Source organism: Streptomyces sp. NBC_01506, from assembly GCF_045040295.1.
In the GTDB taxonomy this organism is placed as follows: domain Bacteria; phylum Actinomycetota; class Actinomycetes; order Streptomycetales; family Streptomycetaceae; genus Streptomyces.
In genome coordinates, this window is record NZ_CP109422.1 from 2,991,433 (window position 1) to 3,010,062 (window position 18,630).

The window sequence follows — 18,630 nt, forward strand, 5'->3', positions numbered from 1 at the left end:
AGTCCTAGGCCGTCCGGCGCTTGAGGACAGCACACGGGCACGTGCCCGGTCGGCCACGTGGCGAACGCGCCGCGGGGGCCGGTCCTTGAGGACCGGCCCCCGCATCAAGGGCACTTACTCGGAGCCTGTCGCGCTGTCGCGCCCGGCCGGTGGTGGTCAGTGCATGACCGCCATGGCCAGCGCACGGCGGGCGCGCATCGACACGCGCTCGGCACGGCGCTGCATCCGCCGAGCGGCGACCAGGCGCACGGCCTGGCGTTCCGCGTCGGCTTCACGCAGGCGCTCGGTCATATGCGCGCGTGCCATGGCTTCTGGGATGAGTTGCATCTCGCGGGTCCTGTTCTGGCGCGAGTCGCTCGCGCCGGTGGTACTGACGGCTGTGGTCGCGGAGCCGGACGGCTCACGCAGGGAAGAGGTCATCAGAGCCTGCTTCTTGGGATCGTGCGTGAAAGGGCGGTCGATGGTGCCGGTGGCGTTCATGCCGCGACCGGGTTCTTGCGCGGACGGCCACGCGGCCGCTTGCGGGCAACGACCACACCCTGGATGAACAGCTCGCCGCCCCAGACACCCCACGGCTCACGCCGCTCCTTGGCGCCGGCGAGGCATGCCTCCATCAGCGGGCAGGTGCGGCAGAGGGACTTGGCGTACTCGACGTCGGCCGGGGACTCCGCGAAGAAGACCTCCGGGTCGTAGGCACGGCACGGAACGGGTACGCCGAGGTTCTCGATGGCGTCGTCGAGCGCGGTGAGCGCGGTGAGCGGGGTCAAGGTGGAGTCCTCCGTGAGGCCGGGCGGGGTGATCGTTTCGGAAGGCGGTACGGACGGGGCGTGCGCTTCGAGTTGCACGGTGGTGTCTTCCTCGTCTGGTCGGTCCGGCCTGTTGGCCAGGTGTCGGCTGGTACCGGGGTGGTTCTCTTCCCGAGGCCCCTTCGCTCCGCCCGTCCCGTTCGGGACAAACAGAAGGGCCGCGGATCCCGGGTGGGGTTCCGCGGCCCTGAAGGCGCCGGCCTGATGGTGAATCAGGCTGGATCACTCCAGGGGTCAGGCCCACGGAAGGCCCACATCGTGTGGTGCTGCTTCGTCTGCTTCTTCGCTTCCGCACCGGCTGCCGCGATCGCATAGGCCTTGGCCTCTGCCGCTGCTACTTCTGCCGCCAGTGCCTTGCTCGGTCGCTCATTGCCGCCCGTGACAGGAAGTGCCACGGGGTTGGTCCGGCCGGCGTTGACTCCGGAGAGACCGGTGGCGATGAACGAAGATCCATCAGTGGCGAGCAGTCCGGACAGCGAAACGTCGAACGAGCAGGCGGAGACGACCGAGCGATCGGTCATTTTGACGGTGCGCACGAAGTTGCTGGTGATGCTGATCACTGGAATCGCCTCCTCTCGGCGTATCGAAATCCGGATACCACTTCGGACAAGTAGAACATGGGGACAGGGTCTTGGAGAAGCCCGCTGTTCCCGTGGTTAAGAACCTATGGTGATTCGCGGGGCGGGCGCAAACTATTTTTTCGATGAGTTTTCATCAGTCGTCCTCGTCGTCCCCGGCAAGCTCCTCACCTGCACAGATGGCGAGGACATCGGCTCCGAACCGCTCCAGCTTGCGGCCGCCGACCCCGGAGATCCTGGACAGCTCACCGTCGTCGCCCGGCACGGACTCGGCGATCGCCATCAGCGTCTTGTCGGTGAACACGCAGTACGCGGGCTGGCCCAGTTGTTTCGCCTGGTCGGAGCGCCACTCGCGCAGCCGCTCGTACAGCGCCTCGTCCATGTCCGAGGGGCAGCCCTCGCAGCGCATCAGCTTCATCTCGCCCGCGTCCGTCAGCGTCGTCCCGCAGACGCGGCACAGCACCGGGCCGCGCCGCTTGCGCCGGCCACCGCGCTCGCCGGCACCGCCGGCCGCCGCCGCGCCCGCACCGCGAGTTCCAGGGGCCGAGGAGCCCGGCCGAAGGCCGCTCAGGAAGCGGGTGGGGCGTCGGGAGGCCCGGCCGCCGGGGGCCCTGGAGAGCGCCCACGACAGGGAGATGTGCAGCCGCGCGCGGGTGACCCCCACGTACAGGAGCCTGCGCTCCTCCTCGACCTGCTCGTCGGTCTTGGCGTAGGTGATCGGCATCATGCCCTCGGTCAGGCCGACCAGGAAAACGGCGTCCCACTCCAGGCCCTTGGCCGCGTGGAGCGAGGCGAGGGTGACTCCCTGGACGGTCGGGGCGTGCTGGGCGGCGGCGCGCTCGTCCAGCTCGGCCACCAGATCGCCGAGGGTCGCCTCGGGCTTGGCCCGTACGAAGTCCTCGGCGAGACGGACGAGGGCGGCCAGCGACTCCCAGCGGTCGCGCACGGCGCCCGAGCCGGTGGGCGGCTCGGTGGTCCAGCCCTTGGTGGAGAGCACGGCCCGCACCTGGGACGGCAGATCCACGACATCGTCCAGCAGGGAATCGTTGCCGCCGAAGCGGGCCGCGCCGCGCAGGGCCGCGCCCGCCTCCCGTACCTCCTGGCGCTCGAAGAACCGCTCCGCGCCGCGGAGTTGGTAGGGCACCCCGGCGTCGGCGAGCGCCTGTTCGTAGACCTCCGACTGGGCGTTGATCCGGTACAGCACGGCGATCTCGCCGGCCGGGACACCCGCCGCGATGAGATCGCGGATACGGCGCGCGGTGCCCTCGGCCTCGGCCGGCTCGTCCGCGTACTCCGAGTAGACGGGCTCGGGGCCCGCGTCGCGCTGGGAGATCAGTTCCAGCCGGTGCTCGGCGGCGCGGCCCCTGGCTTGATTCAGCAGGCCGTTGGCCAGGTGCACGACCTGGGGGGTGGAGCGGTAGTCACGGACCAGCTTCACCATCTTCGCGCTGGGATGGCGGGTGCGGAAGTTCAGCAGATGGTCCGGGGTGGCGCCGGTGAACGAGTAGATCGTCTGGCTGGCGTCGCCGACGACGCACAGATTCTCCCGGTCGCCCATCCACAGCTCGAGGAGCCGCTGCTGGAGCGGGCTCACGTCCTGATACTCGTCCACCACGAAGTGCTGGTACTGACCGCGGATCTGCTCGGCGATGTCGTGCCGGTCCTGGAGGATGCCGACCGTGAGCAGCAGGACGTCTTCGAAGTCGATCACCGACCTGTCGCGCTTCAACTGCTCGTACATCGCGTAGATCTGGCCGATTTCCGCCGGGTCGCGCGGGGCGTCGCGGTGGGACTTGGCGACGGCGGCCGGATAGTCGGCGGGCACGGTCTGGGTGACCTTGGCCCACTCGATCTCGCCGGTGACATCCCTCAGCTCGTTGCGGTCGAGCCGGATCCGGCAGCGGGCCGCCGACTCCGCGACCAACTGCACCTTGCGCTCGAGGAGCCGGGGCAGCTCGCCGCCGACCACCTTGGGCCAGAAGTACTGGAGCTGGCGCAGCGCCGCCGAGTGGAACGTACGCGCCTGGACACCGCCGGAGCCGAGCTGGCGCAGCCGCCCTCGCATCTCCCCCGCCGCCCGGTTGGTGAAGGTGACGGCGAGGACGCTGGCGGGCTGGAGGATCCCGGCCCGCACGCCGTACGCGATCCGGTGGGTGATCGCGCGCGTCTTGCCCGTGCCGGCACCGGCCAGCACGCATACCGGACCGTGCAGCGCCGTCGCGACCTCGCGCTGCTCGGGGTCGAGCCCGTCGAGCACCGCGTCTGCGTCGCGCGGCGGCGCCACGATCTGGCTGCCGTCGGAATCCTGCGGGAAGAGTGGGGAGTGCGTTGCTGCTGTCACCCCGCCATGCTGCCAGGTCCCGTGAGGCTGGTGCCGCACTTGTCCACAGGGGAGTCACGTTGGTCGTACAAGTGCGGGAATGGTGGCCAGGTCACGTACGTTCTCCTGTCAGCGAAGACATTTCGAGCCTGCCAGAGGAGCGCGAGAAGACATGCCGGGGACCGTGACGATGTACAGCACCACATGGTGCGGATACTGCCGTCGGCTCAAGGGCCAGATGGACCGCGAAGGCATCGCGTACACCGAGATCAACATCGAGCAGGACCCGGATTCGGCGGCGTTCGTCGAGAAGGCGAACGGCGGCAATCAGACGGTGCCGACCCTGCTCTTCGACGACGGGTCGACGCTGACGAATCCGTCTCTCGCGCAGGTCAAGCAGAAGGTCGGCGCCTGAGCCCACGGGCCCGGCCGACGCGCAGGAGCCCCCGCCGGTCGGCGGGGGCTCCTGCGCGTCGCGGCGTGTTCCGGTGTGTTCCCGTCAGTTCAGCGGCTTCGGCAGCGGCTTTCCGTACCACAGCTCCGTGAGCCGCGCCGCGATCGAGATGCCGGACGGCGGAAGGACCTCGCCCGACTCGATCGCGGTCCGCAGGTCGTCGCGCGAGAACCAGCGCGCCTCCTGGATCTCGTCGCCGTCCACCTCGATCTCGGAAGACGTGGCGCGGGCCATGAAGCCCAGCATCAGACTGGAGGGGAACGGCCACGGCTGGCTCGCGACGTACTCGACGGCGCCAACCGTGATGCCCGCCTCCTCGAACACCTCGCGGGCCACGGACTGTTCGATCGACTCCCCCGGCTCCACGAAGCCCGCCAGCGTCGAGAACCGGCCCTCCGGCCAGTGCACCTGACGGCCGAGGAGCGCGCGGTCCTGCTCGTCGGTGACGAGCATGATCACGGCGGGGTCGGTACGGGGATAGTGCTCGGCGCCGCACGCCGGGCAGCGGCGGATATGGCCGGCCGCCGCGATCACCGTGCGCTCGCCGCAGCGGGAGCAGAAGCGGTGCAGCCGCTGCCAGTTCTCCAGCGCGACCGCGTGGACCATCAGGCCCGCGTCGCGCGGGGAGAGCAGCACCCCGGCCTCGCGCAGCCCCGCGGGGCGCGCCGACTGGTCCATGCGGCCCGGCAGGGTGTCCTTCTGGAGTGCGAAGTAGCTGACTCCGTCGTCGTCCGTACCGAGGAAGTAGCGGTGCGTCTCGGTCAGGGGCGCCTCGAACGACGGGGTCATGACGAGTTCGGTGCGGCCGTCCGGGGTGTCGTCTATCAGTACCTGACCGGCCGAGACCACGAAGACCCGCGTCGTCGGGTGGCTCCACGCGGCGGCCAGCCACGCCTCGTCGAGGCGGTGGTGTGCGGCCCGGTCGATGCCGCTGTTGGAGGTGAGGACGATCGGCCGGTGTGCGGCGGTGTCTCCGTCGCTGGTGGTGGTGCTCACTGGTACTTCCAACTCCCCCGGATGGATGGGTGTCTGTTCAGCGAAGGGCGGCGGCGAGATCGCTCCACAGGTAGGCGGTCGTCTCCACGCCCTTCATAAGGAGGTCGATCTCGACCTTCTCGTCGGGCGCGTGCCAGCCGTCGGACGGTACGGAGATGCCCAGGAACAGCACGGGTGCGCCGAGCACGTCCTGGAGGTCGGCGGCCGGTCCCGAGCCGCCTTCGCGGGTGAAGCGGATCTTCTGGTCGAAGGCCCGTCCCATGGCCCGTACGACCGACTGGAGCGCGGGATGGTCCAGCGGGGTCAGACAGGGGCGGGTGGCCCCGGCGAAGGTGGTCTTGTGGCGGATACCGGCCGGGATCCTGGCGTCGATCCAGTTACCGACGGCGCGCTCGATCCGGTCCGGGTCCTGGCCGGCGACGAGCCGGAAGGAGAGTTTCAGCCGGGCGGACGACGGGATGATCGTCTTGCCGCCGGGGCCCTGATAGCCGCCGCCCATGCCGTTGACCTCGGCGGTGGGGCGGGCCCAGACACGCTCGAGCGTGGAGTAGCCCGCCTCGCCGAGTGTGCCGTGCGACTTGGCCGTACGCAGCCACGCGCCCTCGTCGAAGGGCAGTTCGGCGATGAGCGCGCGCTCGGCGTCGGTGAGCGGCGCGACGCCGTCGTAGAAGCCGGGCACGGTGACCCGCTCGTCGGCGTCGTGCAGCGCGGCCACGAGGCGGGCGGCGACGGTGGCGGGGTTGGGCACGGCGCCGCCGAACGAGCCGGAGTGGATGTCCTGGTCGGGGCCGTACAGCTCCACCTCGCACTCCACCAGGCCGCGCATCCCGGTGCAGACGGTGGGGGTGTCCGCGGACCACATGCCGGTGTCGGAGACGATCACGGCGTCGGCGGCGAGGCGGGCGGCCCGCTGCTCGACCAGCGCCCGGAAGTGCGGTGAGCCGGACTCCTCCTCGCCCTCGACCAGCAGTTTCAGATGGACGGCGGGGCTGTCGCGGCCGGTGGCGTCGAGATGGGCCCGGACGCCGAGTGTGTGGAAGAACACCTGCCCCTTGTCGTCGGCGGCACCGCGCGCGTAGAGCCGGCCGTCCTGGACGACGGGCTCGAAGGGATCGGTCCGCCAGCCGTCCTCGACGGCCGCGGGCTGTACGTCGTGATGGCCGTAGACCAGCACGACCGGGGCTTTCGGGTCGTCGGACGGCCACTCGGCGAAGACGGCGGGGGCGCCGGGGGTGTCCCAGATCTCCGCGACCGGGAAGCCGGTCTCGCGAAGTTTCGCCGCGAGCCAGTCGGCGCTGCGCCGTACGTCCGCTTCATGGTCGGGTTGCGCCGATACGGACGGGATGCGCAGCCACTCGGCGAGGTCGTCGAGGAAAGCCGCGCGGTGGGACTCGATGTAGTCACGGGTGTGCGTACGGACGGCGCTGTCCGGGGTCTCGCTCATACTTCGAGCCTATCCGGCTGCGGGGGTGGCCTTGTCTGCCGTTCCCCGTTCGGGATCCCGTTCTGGCATGTGTTCGCCAGCGGCGGGCGCGGAGGTGCGGTCGGTGCCGTCGTCGGTGCCGTCGTCGCTGTCGTGGTCCGTCCCGTACAGGAGGATGCGTTCCAGTTCGGTGCGGCCGGGCAGGCCATCGGGGCGTACGGCCTCGCCGCTGCGTACGTAGAGGAAGGTGGCCGTGACCGCCTCCGGCGCGATGCCGTGCCGCTCGGCCCAGGCCAGCCGGTAGACCGCGAGCTGGAGCGGATCGGCGGTACGGCCGCGGCTGGTCTTCCAGTCGACGATCTCGTACGTGACGGTGTCTGTCACCGGGTCGACGTCGCGGTACACCGCGTCGATACGGCCCCGGATCACGCGGCCGGCGAGGGTGAGCTGGAACGGCGCCTCGACGCGGTACGGCGTGCGCCGGGCGTACGAGGTGCGGTCGAACGCCTCCTTGAGGGCTGCCAGGTCACGTTCGTCGGCGATCTCCGGCTCGTCCGCGGCTCCGCCGGGCAGTTCGTCGGGGCCGAGCATCGGGAGCGGCAGCTCCTCGAACCGCGACTCCACCCAGGCGTGGAACCGGGTGCCGCGGCGTGCGGCGCGCTGCGGCGGACGGGGCATGGGGCGGGCCAGCTCCTGCGCGAAGCCGTCTGGGTCGGCGGCGAGACGCAGCAGTTGTGAGGCGGACAGCGACGGCGGTACGGGGACGTCATGGACGCGTGCGCGGGCGCGCAGCAGCTCTCCGGAGAGGGCGTCGAGGTCCCGGTCCCAGGAGGCGAGGGTGCGGCGCTCCTCGATGGTGAGGTGGTCCGCTTCGGCCGGTGGTCGGGGGTTGGGCAGGCGCGCGACGGGACCGGCCGGGGCATCCGCAGCCGCCACGTCCGCCGCCTGTGCCTGTGCCTCTACCTCTACCTCTGCCCCTGCCCCTGCCTCCGGCGGGTGCTCCACGGTCTCCGGGGTCCGCGCGTGCTGCGTGTGCCCGCGTCCCGTCGCCCAGTCGTCCCAGTCCGCCAGATCGCCGTACGCGTCGTCCTCCGGCGGCGGTGCGTCCTCCTCAGGGGCGTCCTCTTCCGTAGGAGGTTCGTCGTACGGCGCGTTCCCCGCCCCGACGGAGGCCGTCAGGGCGTCCAGATACGCCAGGACCGTGTCCCCCGCCGCGCGGCGGCGGGCCAGCGACTCAGGGTCCAGCGGGAGCGGCCACGCCCGCGCCGTGTCCGCCGTGAGCAGCGCGGGATTCTCCTCCGACTCCGGTGGCTCCTCGGCCCACACCTCGATCTCGCCGAAGCCCGCCGCGCAGTGTTCGTACAGAGCGTGCAGGAAGTCCGAGGGGCCACGGGCCCGCTTCTGGGTCGGGCCCCACCAGTGGCCCGAGCCCAGCAGCAGTGAGCGCGGACGGGTGAACGTCACGTAACCGAGGCGCAGTTCCTCCGTGTGCTGATGGGTGCGCATCTCGTCCTTGAACGCCTTGAGGCCCTTGGCGTCCCACTCCGGGACGTCCGGGAGCGTCGGGGCGTCGCCGCGCAGGGCGTGCGGCAGGACCTTCGACTGGGACGTCCAGGCCTCGCGCGCCTTGCTGTTGGGGAACTGTCCGGTGACCAGCCCGGGGACGGCCACGACGTCCCACTCCAGGCCCTTGGACTTGTGCGCGGTGAGGACCTTCACCGTGTTCTCGCCGCCGGGCAGGGCGTTGTCCAGGCCCTTCTCGTACTGCGCCGCCGTCCTGAGGAAGGCGAGGAAGGCGAGGAGTGTGGCGTCCCCGTCGAGCGCCGCGAAAGAGGCGGCCGTGTCGAGGAAGTTGCCCAGGGTCTCGCGCCGCCGCGCGGCCAGTGCGTGCGGCGATGCGGAGAGTTCGACCTCGAGGCCGGTGGTGGCGAGGACCCGGTGCAGGACGTCCATCAGCGGGTCGGCCAACGAGCGGCGCAGATCGCGCAGTTCGGCCGCGAGCCGGGCGAACCGGACACGCGCGGCGGCCGAGAACGGCAGGCCGTCGTCCTTGCCGCCGGCCGACCCCAGGAAGGTGTCGAGCGCGTCGGCGAGCGATATCACCTCGGCGGGGTCGGTGCCCTCGACCGCCGCCGCCAGCCGTTCGTCGGCGTCGGCCAACTCGTCGCCGAAGGCGCCGTTCGCGCGGTGCACCAGCAGTCGGGCGCGGCGGCCGAGGAGCGCGAGATCGCGGGGGCCGATGCGCCAGCGCGGGCCGGTGAGCAGCCGTACCAAGGAGGCGTTGGCGCCCGGGTCCTGAAGGACCTCGCACATCGCCACGAGGTCGGCGACCTCCGGGAGATGGAGTAGCCCGGCCAGGCCGACGACCTCCACGGGCACGTCGCGGGCGACGAGCGCGCTGTGGATCGCGGGGAAGTCGGCGGCGGTGCGGCACAGCACCGCGATCTCGGCGGGCTCCTTGCCCGTGCGCACCAGATGGGCGACGGAGTCGGCGAGCCAGTCCAACTCCTCGGCATGGGTACGCAGGAGGGCACAGCGCACGATGCCGTCGCGCTCGGCGCCTGGCGCGGGCCGCAGCGCCTCCACGCCCTCGTGCATGGCGCGCAGCGGCCCGGCGAGGCCGTTGGCGAGGTCGAGCAGTCGGCCGCCGCTGCGGCGGTTCTCGCTGAGCGAGTAGCGGGCGGCCGGGCTGCCGTCGCCGTACGGGAAGTGGGAGGGGAAGTCGTCCAGGTTGGCGACGGAGGCGCCGCGCCAGCCGTAGATCGCCTGGCAGGGGTCGCCGACCGCCGTCACGGCGTGGCCGGTGCCGGCGCCGAAGAGACCTGAAAGGAGGAGACGTTGGGCGACCGACGTGTCCTGGTACTCGTCGAGCAGCACGACGCGGAACTCGTCGCGCAGGATGCGGCCGACCTCGGGCCGGGTGAGGGCCAGTTGGGCCGAGAGCGCGATCTGGTCGCCGAAGTCGAGCAGGTCGCGGGCGCTCTTGGCCGCGCGGTAGCGACCGACCAGATCGAGCAGTTCACGGCGGGCGGTGGCGGTCTCGGGCACCTTGCGCAGGTCGGCGTTGGTGAGCCGGGCACCTTCGAGGGTGCGCAGCAGTTCGGTGTCGTACGCGGCGAGTTCACCGGTCGGCACGAGATGTTCGGCGAGTTCGGCGTCGAGGGCCAGCAGATCGCTGACCAGGGCGGGGAACGATCGGGTGAGGGCGGGATACGGGCCGGGGGCCTCTTTCAGCACCCGCGCGGCGAGTTGGTAGCGCGTGGCGTCGGCCAGCAGCCGGGCGGTCGGCTCCAGCCCTATCCGCAGGCCGTGGTCGGTGAGGAGTTGTCCGGCGAACGCGTGGTACGTGGAGATGCGCGGCTCGCCCGGAGGGTTCTCCTGGTCGAGCAGGTCGGGATCGGTCACCCCGGCCCGTACGAGCGCCTTGCGGACCCGCTCGGCCAGTTCACCCGCGGCCTTGTTGGTGAAGGTGAGGCCGAGGACCTGCTCGGGAGCCACCTGGCCGGTGCCCACCAGCCACACCACGCGCGCGGCCATCACCGTCGTCTTGCCGGAGCCCGCCCCGGCGACGATCACCTGCGGGGCGGGCGGTGCGGTGATGCACGCCGTCTGCTCCGTAGTGAACGGGATGCCGAGGAGTTCGTTGAGCTGCGCGGGGTCGGTGATACGTGCGGACACTTCAGAGAGGCTATCGGGGACCACTGACAGCGGAACGACGGATAGATCCGACAGATCCGACAGATCGGGACGGTACGGCTGTTGGGTGCCGTACGTCACCGTCGCCGGCGGTCCCCCACGGCCTCGGAAGCCGGGCCGATGGCCGGCCCCTGCGACCGAGGGCTCGGCCCTACCGCTGGACGTCCCCCAGGTCGACGACCTCGGCGGCGGGCGGCGCCGTCGCCTTCACCGGCACGCCGAAGTCCCCGAAGAGGACCGTGCCCGGGTTCCGGCCGCCCTCGCTGACCGACTTCAGCAAATACGGCGCCCCTTCGGCCGCCACGAACGTCGTACGCGTCAGGCCGTCCTCACTCTTCACCAGAGTCACCGCCTTGCGGCCGTCGACCTCGGCGGCGGCGCCCCTGGTCACGCCCTTGGTCTCGGCGGTGTCCAGGCGGTCGAGCATCGCGTCCAGATCGCACGCGCCGCCCAGCGCGCGCCCGGCGGCGTCTCCCCCTGCGGGGATCTTGAGCCACTTGCCCCTCAGGAGCTGGACCAGTTCGTCGTTCCCGCCGTTCCCGGCGCTCCCGGCGGAGCTGATCGACCGCCAGAACTCGTCGTCGCCCTTGAGGTAGGTGACGCCGTCCACCACGGTGAACTCGGCCTCGCTGTCGTCGCGGCGCAGCCCCCCGGCGCAGGTGCCCCGCTCGTCCAGCGAGAAGTCGACCTTGACGCGGTGGCCGCCGTCCGTGCCCTGCGCCGTCAGCCGCAGGGACTTCGCGCCCTTCGTCGCGGTCACGGACTCACGGGCGATCTCCTCGGCGCCGAGGCCCGCGAAGGGATCGGCCGACGGCGCTCCTGACGACGGCGCGACCGCCTGCTTCGCGGCGGCCCCCGCCTCCTTGTCGACCGCGCCCTGCGCCACCTTGGTGCCACCGCCGGTGGAACAGCCCGCCAGAGCGGCCACCGTGATCGCACTCACCAGCGCCGCCTTCGGGAACTTCCGCTTCATCGCGGTCATCTGTCGTCTCTCCTCGCACATCCGGCACCTCCGGCACGTGTGCCGACGTCTGACACGTCTCGCACTCCGTGCCTGCGTGCCGTTCCCTTTCCGGTCATGTGACGAGCCGCGAAGGGTGCATGTGCACGAGGGGATTCATCCGGGAGGGGCACTCACTCCACGATCTGCCGGCCCTCCGGCTGCGCGCTGCACGACGCGCGGAAGGAGCAGTGCGCGCAGTGCTGGCCGGCGCTGGGGGTGAAGCGTTCGTCCAGTACGCGCCCGGCCGCCGTCGCGAGCAGATCGCCGACCCACTCCCCGGCGAGCGGTTCCTGCGCCTGGATCTTGGGCAGATCCTCGCCGCCCTCCTTCTTGGCCGCGGGCTGCCGCAGTTGTACGAGTTCGGCGCCGCCCGGCTCCGGCCGCCGCCCGTCGAAGACCTCGTCCACCGCGCCCTCCCCCACGGCGAGCTGGTACACCGCGAGCTGAGGGTGGTGCGCGACCTCCTCTTTGGTAGGAGCCGCTTTGCCGGTCTTGAAGTCGACCACGTAGGCGCGTCCTTGGGCGTCCTGCTCCACGCGGTCCATGGAGCCCCGGATCCGTACCTCGTACGCCCCCGCCTCAAGGGTGACGTCGAAGGAGTGCTCGGTGGCCGCCGGTGTGCGCCCCGCGCGGTCCATCACATGCCAGCGCAGGAAGCGCTCCAGCGCCACGCGCGCGTGCTGCTTCTCCTGCTGGGACTTCCAGGGCGCGTCGAAGGCGAGGGCGTCCCAGACGGAGTCCAGGCGCTCCATGAGGACGTCGAGGTCGGCTGGGGTACGGCCGGAGGCCACCTCGTCGGCCAGGACATGGACGACGTTGCCGAAGCCCTGGGCGGCGGTGGACAGCTCGTCCGCCTTGACCTCACGCCCGAGGAACCACTGGAGCGCACAGGTGTTGGCGAGCTGGTCCAGCGCGCTGCCGGAGAGCGCGACGGGCTTGTCCCTGTCGCGCAGGGGCACGGCGCTGTGCGTCGGCTCGTACAGCCCCCACCAGCGGTGGGGGTGGGCGGCGGGGACGAGCGGCTGGTCCTCCTCGTCGCGGAGCGCGGCGAGCCGGGCGAGCCTGCGGGCCGCCGCGTCACGCATCGCGGGCGCCGCCTTCGGGTCGACGGTCGTGGCGCGCAGCTCGGCCACGAGCGCGGCGACGGCGAGCGGACGGCGTGGCCGGCCGGTGACGTCCTTGGGGTCGGCGCCCAGCTCGGTGAGGAAGCGGGACGGCTGGTCACCGTCGTCGGCGGGGGCCTTGACCGCGGTGACGACGAGCCGTTCGCGGGCGCGGGTCGCCGCCACGTAGAACAGACGCCGCTCCTCGGTAAGGAGGGCGCCGGGAGTGAGGGGTTCGGCCAGACCGTCGCGGCCGATCCTGTCCGCCTCCAGAAGAGAGCCGCGCCGGCGCAGGTCCGGCCACAGCCCCTCCTGTACCCCGGCGACGACGACGAGCCGCCACTCCAGCCCCTTGGAGCGGTGCGCGGTCATGAGACGCACGGCGTCGGGCCGTACCGCCCTGCCGCCGAGTGTGTCGGCGGCGATGTCCTGCGCGTCGATCTCCTCAAGGAAGTTGAGGGCACCACGCCCACCGGTGCGTTCCTCGGCTCGGGCCGCGGCGTCGAACAGGGCGCATACGGCGTCCAGGTCCCGGTCGGCGTTACGGCCTCCGGCACCGCCCCGCAGCGCCGACAGCCTCAGCCGCTCGGGCCAGCGGGTGCCGTTCCACAGCTCCCACAGCGCCTCCTCGGCGGTGCCGCCGCCCGCCAGCAGGTCACGTGCCTTGGCGAGGAGCGCGCCGAGCTGCTGCGCGCCGCGCGCGTGGGCGGGGTCGTGTGCGACGAGCCGCTGCGGTTCGGCGAGGGCGCGGGCCAGGAGGGTGTCTGAGGGCGGCGGTACGCGGTTCCCGGCGGCCCGCTCCTCGTCGCGCAGGGCCCGGCCGAGGCGGCGGAGGTCGGCGGCGTCCATGCCGCCGAGGGGCGAGGTGAGCAGCGCGAGCGCGGTCTCGACGTCGAGCCGGCGGCCCTCGATCCGCGTGCCGGTGCCGGTGCCGGTGCCACCGTCCGCTTCGGTGTCCGTTTCGGTGTCGGTGCCCCCGTCGGCCTCCGCCTCGGGCTCCGACTCTCCCCGCGCCGGCCCCACCGGCCCCACCGACCCCACCGCCGCAGTCGCGACCGCGCGCAGCGCCGTCAGCAGCGGTGACACCGCCGGTTCATGACGCAGCGGCACATCGTCGCCGTCGATCTCCAGGGGCACGCCAGCCGAGGTGAGAGCCCGCCGGACGGCCGGGATGGTCCGGCCGCCGGCCCGTACCAGCACCGCCATCTCGCTCCACGGCACGCCTTCTTCAAGATGCGCGCGCCGCAGGATGTCGGCGATGTTCTCCAGCTCGGTCGAAGCGGTCGGATACGTGTACGTCTCGACCCGGCCGCCCTCGCGGACCGCCGCCAGCTCGCGGTGCGCCCGCACCTTCTCGGCCGGCAGCCGGTTGAGCGGCATCCGGCGGGTCAGCAGTCTGCTCGCGGCGAGCAGGCCCCCTCCCGAACGCCGGGAGGTCGTCAGGACCTCCACCGGGGCCGGCCGTCCGTCGGCGCGCGGGAAGGCGTCCGGGAAGTCGAGGATGCCGTTCACGTCGGCGCCCCGGAACGCGTAGATCGACTGGTCCGGGTCGCCGAAGGCGACCAGCGTGCGGCCGTTCCCGGCCAGCGCCCTGAGCAGTCGGACCTGCGCCGGGTCGGTGTCCTGGTACTCGTCGACGAACACCGCGTCGTACCGGTCGGCCAGTTGGGCGGCGACCTGAGGGCGTTCGGCGAGGAGCACGGCCCGGTGGACCAGTTCGGCGTAGTCGAGGACGCCCTGCATGTCCAGGACGTCGAGATACTCGGCGAGGAAGGAGGCCGCCGCCGTCCAGTCGGGGCGGCCCGTGCGCCGCGCGAAGACGGCCAGGGAGTCCGGGCCGAGCCCCAGCTCACGGCTGCGGGCGAGCACCGCGCGTACCTCGTCGGCGAAACCGCGCGTGGTGAGGCAGGCCCGCAGCTCGTCGGGCCAGCGGATGTGCGCCAGCCCCTCGCGCTCCAGGTCGACCTGGCCGGCGAGCAGTTCCCGTACGGCGACGTCCTGCTCCGGTCCCGACAGCAGCCGCAGCGGTTCGGTGAAGAGGTCGGCCTCCTGGTGGGCGCGGATCAGGGCGTAACAGAAGGAGTGGAACGTGGTCGCCTGCGGCCCCTGCGCGCCGCCCAGCCTGACCGCCGTACGGTCGCGCAGTTCGACGGCCGCCTTGCGGCTGAAGGTCAGGACGAGCATCCGATCCGGATCGAGGCCCCGCGCGACCCGCGCGGCGACGCTCTCGACCAGCGTGGTCGTCTTCCCCGTGCCCGGACCCGCGAGGACGAGCAGCGGTCCGCGGTCGTGGTCAACCACCGGACGTTGCGCTGCGTCCAGCACAGGGGGATCCACCGGAGCCGGTGCCGTGCGCACCAGTCGGTACGCACCGGAGGTCCGCTGCCGTACCCGACGGTGCGGGGTACGCCCGGTGAAAGAGGAGGAGCTCACGTGGATCGCCGGTCCTGGAGGGGGTGCTGGTGGTGACGGGGCTTTCTGGGGGGTGTGTGCCGCGAGCTGACGAGGCTACGCCGAGGGGCGGTACGGAAGCGGGGAGTCCGCCTGATGATCTGACGGCCTTCACGGGCACAGCGACCGCGGTGGTCGCGGTGGTCGCGACTTTGGCCGCTGTCGCCGCGCCTCGTCGTCATCCGTACGGTCCTCAGCGGACTCGCAGGACCGCCCGCGACGCAGCGGAATGTCAGAAACTGTCAGATGTGAGCAGCATCGCCCGTATCAGCGCCCGTTTCCGGCGGCCGGCCGTCCCATCGCGCCCGTCTCATATCGAGGCGCGGCAGATGGCCGTCGGCGCTGCGCGGGGCCTCCCGCAGCGGGGTGCCCTCCTCGCGGTAGTGGGCGAGGGCCCCCAGCTCATGGCCGACCAGCAGCACACCGTCCGAGCGGACCACACGCCACCAGGGCACGGTCTCGCCGTACAGCGCCATCACCCGGCCGACCTGGCGCGGGCCGCCCTCGCCCAGCCACTCGGCCACGTCCCCGTACGCCATGACGCGGCCCGGCGGGATCAGGTCGGCGACGTCGAGCACCCGCTCCGCGTACTCGGGCAGGTCTCCGGACACCTCGTCGGGCTCGTCGCTCCTCATCCGTCCCATCATCCGCCTCATCCTGCCGCACGGCACCGACAGTCCACCCGACCGCCCGGCCCGGCCCGGCGGCACGCGCCAGGGGCTCGGCGCGGTCGACGCGGTGTTCCTCAATGCACCCTGATACCCCCCTCTGTCACCCTGGCGTGCCACCATCGTCCGGGCGGTGACTGGTGATACGAGATCAAGAAGACACGGATTCGACAAAGGAGCAGGGCGTGCAGCCTCCGACGGTGGCCGGCACCCCTGACGCCGAGCCACGCCCCGAATCGGCCCCCGACACCGGCGCGGAGACCGGCGCGGACACCGGCGCCGAGGCCGAGTCCGGCACCACCCCCGAAGCCGACACCGCGGACACCGCACACACCGCGGACACCACGGACGACGGCGACAGCGACAACGACAGCGACAGCGACAGCGACAGCGGCGACATCCCCCCCGGCAGCCACGCCGACCCGCTCGCCGGTGACGAGCCGCTGCTCGCCGCCCGCGTGCACCGCCCCTCCGACCTCCTGCGCCTGCTCATCGGCGTCCTCGCCATCGCCGTCGTCATCGGCCTCTCCGCCTTCGCCCACGGCACCACGTCCGGCCTGGAACAGGACATCAGCAAGGGCACCGGCCAGGCCCCCGACGTGCTCGTCAAGGTCGCCGGCCTGATCTCCAGCATCGCCGTGCTGCTCGTCCCGGTCGCCTTCGCGATCGAGCGGCTGATCAAACGCGACGGCCTGCGCATCGCCGACGGCGTGCTCGCCGCCGTCCTCGCGCACGGTGTGACGCTCGCCACCGATCTGTGGGTCGCCCGCGCGGCGCCCGGCTCCATCCAGGACGCGCTGACGCGCGCGCAGCCCGGCGAAGGGCTCACCGACCCCGTACACGGCTATCTCGCGCCCGTCATCGCCTATATGACGGCCGTCGGGATGGCCCGCAGACCCCGCTGGCGCGTGGTCCTGTGGGTGGTGCTGCTGCTCGACGCGTTCGCGATGCTGGTCGCCGGCTACACGACACCGTTCTCGATCATCCTCACCGTGCTGATCGGCTGGACCGTCGCGTACGGCACGCTCTACACGGTCGGTTCGCCGAACGTACGGCCCACCGGCCAGACACTGATGGCGGGTCTTCGCCATGTGGGTTTCCGCCCCGTCAGCGCGATGCGCGCCGAGCCGGAGGATGTCGGCGACTCGGCCGAGCAGGGCGAACGGGGCCGTCGCTATCTGGTGACGCTCGACGAGGGCCCACCGCTGGACGTCACCGTCGTCGACCGAGAACAGCAGGCGCAGGGCTTCTTCTACCGAGTCTGGCGGCGCCTCACCCTGCGCTCCATCAGCACCCGCCGCTCGATCCCCTCCCTGCGCCAGGCGCTGGAGCAAGAGGCGCTTCTCGCGTACGCCGCCATCGCCGCCGGCGCCAACGCCCCCAAGCTGATCGCCACTTCGGAGCTGGGCCCCGACGCCGTCATCCTGGTGTACGAGCACATGGGCGGCAGGTCCCTGGACTCGCTGCCGGACGACGAGATCACCGACGAGCTGGTGCGCGGCGCCTGGGAACAGGTCAAGGCGCTCCAGTCGCGCCGTATCGCCCACCGCAGGCTCACCGGCGACGCGCTGCTGGTCGACCGGGACGGCCGGGTGATCGTCACCGATCTGCGCGGCGGTGAGATCGCCGCGGGCGACATAGTGCTGCGGATGGACATCGCGCAGCTCCTCACCACGGTCGGACTGCGGATCGGCGCCGAACGCGCGGTGGCCGCCGCCGTACACGTCCTGGGCCCCGACACCGTCGCCGACTGTCTGCCGCTGCTCCAGCCGATCGCGCTCAGCCGCTCCACGCGCGCGACGCTGCGCCGGCTCGCCCGTGAGCGGTCCGAGCGCGAGCGCCAGGCGGTGCTCCAGGCGTCTCAGGCGGCCAAGCGCTCCCGTACGTCGCATGCGAAGGAACCGGCCACCGACGCCGAACGCAAGGCCGCCCGCAAATCGCTGCGCGCCGAGAAGCAGGCCGAGAAGCGGGCCCTGGGGGAAGCGCAGGAGGAGGCGCGGGAGGAGGACCTGCTCTCCCAGATCCGGGCGCAGGTGCTGCTCATCAGACCGCAGGCACCGGTCGAACCGGTCCGTCTCGAGCGGATCAGACCGCGCACGCTGTTCAGTTTCATCGCGGGCGCCGTCGCCGCGTACTTCCTGCTCTCGCAGCTCGCCGGTATCAACTTCGGCAAGGTCTTCGCGGAGGCGCACTGGGGCTGGGTGGCGGCGGCCGTCCTGTTCTCCTCGCTCACCTACTTCGCCGCCGCGATGAGCCTGCTCGGCTTCGTGCCGGAGCGGGTGGGTTTCATGCGTACGGTCGTGGCGCAGGTCGCCGGGTCCTTCGTCAAGATCGTCGCCCCGGCGGCGGTCGGCGGGGTGGCGCTCAACACCCGCTTCCTGCAACGCGCGGGCGTACGCCCGGGGCTCGCCGTGGCCAGCGTCGGCGCCTCGCAGTTGTTCGGGCTCGGCGCGCACATCCTGCTGCTGCTCGCCTTCGGCTATCTCACCGGTACGGAGAAGACGGCCTCCCTCACCCCGTCCAGGACGGTGATCGCCGGTCTGCTGACGGTCGCCGTGCTGGTGCTGGTCGTCACGGCGATCCCGTTCCTGCGCAAGTTCCTGGTGACGCGGCTGCGTTCGCTGTTCGCGGGGGTCGTGCCGCGCATGCTCGACGTCCTCCAGCGGCCCATGAAGCTCGCCACCGGCATCGGCGGCATGCTGCTGCTGACCGGTCTGTTCGTGATGTGCCTGGACGCGTCCGTGCGGGCCTTCGACGGCGACAGTCACGGGCTGAGCTACGCGACCGTCGCCGTCATCTTCCTGGCGGGCAACGCGCTGGGGTCGGCCGCGCCGACGCCGGGCGGTGTGGGCGCCGTCGAGACGGCGCTGACGGTCGGCCTGGTCGTGACGGGCCACGTGCCGTCGGAGGTCGCGGTCCCCGCGGTGCTCCTGTTCCGGACGCTGACGCTGTGGCTGCCGGTGCTGCCCGGATGGATCTGCTTCAACCACCTCACCCGCAAGGGAGCCCTCTGACGCCGCCCGGGACACGGCCCCGGACCCGCGGCATCCGGCACAGCTCCCGAGGCTCCCAGGACGGCTCCCAGGGCGGCTTCCGGGACGGTGGCACCACCCGGCTGGACCCCGGGCCGCG

Annotated in this window: 12 protein-coding genes; 2 read left to right on the forward strand and 10 right to left on the reverse strand. The window is 71.9% G+C overall.

The window, feature by feature from the left end:
* Positions 1-156 precede the first annotated feature (156 nt).
* The 4 genes from OG329_RS12760 to OG329_RS12775 form a co-directional block, all read right to left on the reverse strand.
* Positions 157-480, reverse strand: a complete 324-nt coding sequence (locus OG329_RS12760; RefSeq protein ID WP_405794965.1) for a hypothetical protein — start codon at positions 478-480, stop codon at positions 157-159.
* A complete protein-coding gene (locus OG329_RS12765; protein WP_329035607.1) occupies positions 477-845 on the reverse strand; it encodes a WhiB family transcriptional regulator in 369 nt (122 codons plus the stop codon). The genes OG329_RS12760 and OG329_RS12765 overlap by 4 nt, the downstream gene beginning before the upstream one ends.
* A 173-nt stretch (positions 846-1,018) precedes the next feature.
* Positions 1,019-1,327, reverse strand: a complete 309-nt coding sequence (locus OG329_RS12770) for a hypothetical protein (protein WP_405801799.1) — start codon at positions 1,325-1,327, stop codon at positions 1,019-1,021.
* Between the two features lie 193 nt (positions 1,328-1,520).
* Positions 1,521-3,725, reverse strand: a complete 2,205-nt coding sequence (locus OG329_RS12775; protein WP_405794968.1) for an ATP-dependent DNA helicase UvrD2 — start codon at positions 3,723-3,725, stop codon at positions 1,521-1,523.
* A 151-nt stretch (positions 3,726-3,876) separates the two neighbouring features.
* On the opposite strand from OG329_RS12775, the gene OG329_RS12780 reads away from it, so the two are divergent.
* Entirely contained in the window at positions 3,877-4,119 is a 243-nt protein-coding gene (locus OG329_RS12780) for a mycoredoxin (RefSeq protein WP_023538817.1), read from the forward strand.
* An 84-nt stretch (positions 4,120-4,203) separates the two neighbouring features.
* Here OG329_RS12780 and nudC read toward each other — a convergent pair whose 3' ends face one another.
* The 6 genes from nudC to OG329_RS12810 form a co-directional block, all read right to left on the reverse strand.
* A complete protein-coding gene (gene nudC, locus OG329_RS12785) occupies positions 4,204-5,154 on the reverse strand; it encodes an NAD(+) diphosphatase (protein WP_405794970.1) in 951 nt (316 codons plus the stop codon).
* 37 nt (positions 5,155-5,191) lie between these two features.
* The gene (locus OG329_RS12790) at positions 5,192-6,598 is read right to left on the reverse strand and encodes a dipeptidase (RefSeq protein WP_405794972.1); all 1,407 of its coding nucleotides are present in this window, start codon (positions 6,596-6,598) and stop codon (positions 5,192-5,194) included.
* Between the two features lie 9 nt (positions 6,599-6,607).
* Entirely contained in the window at positions 6,608-10,255 is a 3,648-nt protein-coding gene (locus tag OG329_RS12795; RefSeq protein WP_405794974.1) for a UvrD-helicase domain-containing protein, read from the reverse strand.
* A gap of 169 nt (positions 10,256-10,424) precedes the next feature.
* On the reverse strand, positions 10,425-11,255 hold the full coding sequence (locus tag OG329_RS12800; protein WP_405794976.1) for a hypothetical protein: 831 nt from the start codon (positions 11,253-11,255) through the stop codon (positions 10,425-10,427).
* Positions 11,256-11,407: 152 nt separating this feature from the next.
* The gene (locus tag OG329_RS12805) at positions 11,408-14,812 is read right to left on the reverse strand and encodes an ATP-dependent helicase (protein ID WP_405794978.1); all 3,405 of its coding nucleotides are present in this window, start codon (positions 14,810-14,812) and stop codon (positions 11,408-11,410) included.
* 260 nt (positions 14,813-15,072) lie between these two features.
* Entirely contained in the window at positions 15,073-15,465 is a 393-nt protein-coding gene (locus OG329_RS12810; RefSeq protein ID WP_405794980.1) for an MGMT family protein, read from the reverse strand.
* Positions 15,466-15,683: 218 nt separating this feature from the next.
* Between OG329_RS12810 and OG329_RS12815 the strand changes: the two genes are divergently transcribed.
* Positions 15,684-18,512 (forward strand): lysylphosphatidylglycerol synthase domain-containing protein, encoded by a 2,829-nt coding sequence (locus tag OG329_RS12815; protein WP_405794982.1) that lies wholly within the window; start codon positions 15,684-15,686, stop codon positions 18,510-18,512.
* The last annotated feature ends 118 nt before the right edge of the window (positions 18,513-18,630 follow it).

What these genes read in the sequence shown, in the direction of transcription:
- OG329_RS12760 (WP_405794965.1), bottom strand. Translation starts at nt 480, where the DNA reads ATGAACGCCACCGGCACCATCGACCGCCCTTTCACGCACGATCCCAAG.
- OG329_RS12770 (WP_405801799.1), bottom strand. Translation starts at nt 1,327, where the DNA reads ATGACCGATCGCTCGGTCGTCTCCGCCTGCTCGTTCGACGTTTCGCTG.
- OG329_RS12780 (WP_023538817.1), top strand. Translation starts at nt 3,877, where the DNA reads ATGCCGGGGACCGTGACGATGTACAGCACCACATGGTGCGGATACTGC.
- OG329_RS12790 (WP_405794972.1), bottom strand. Translation starts at nt 6,598, where the DNA reads ATGAGCGAGACCCCGGACAGCGCCGTCCGTACGCACACCCGTGACTAC.
- OG329_RS12800 (WP_405794976.1), bottom strand. Translation starts at nt 11,255, where the DNA reads ATGACCGCGATGAAGCGGAAGTTCCCGAAGGCGGCGCTGGTGAGTGCG.
- OG329_RS12810 (WP_405794980.1), bottom strand. Translation starts at nt 15,465, where the DNA reads ATGAGGAGCGACGAGCCCGACGAGGTGTCCGGAGACCTGCCCGAGTAC.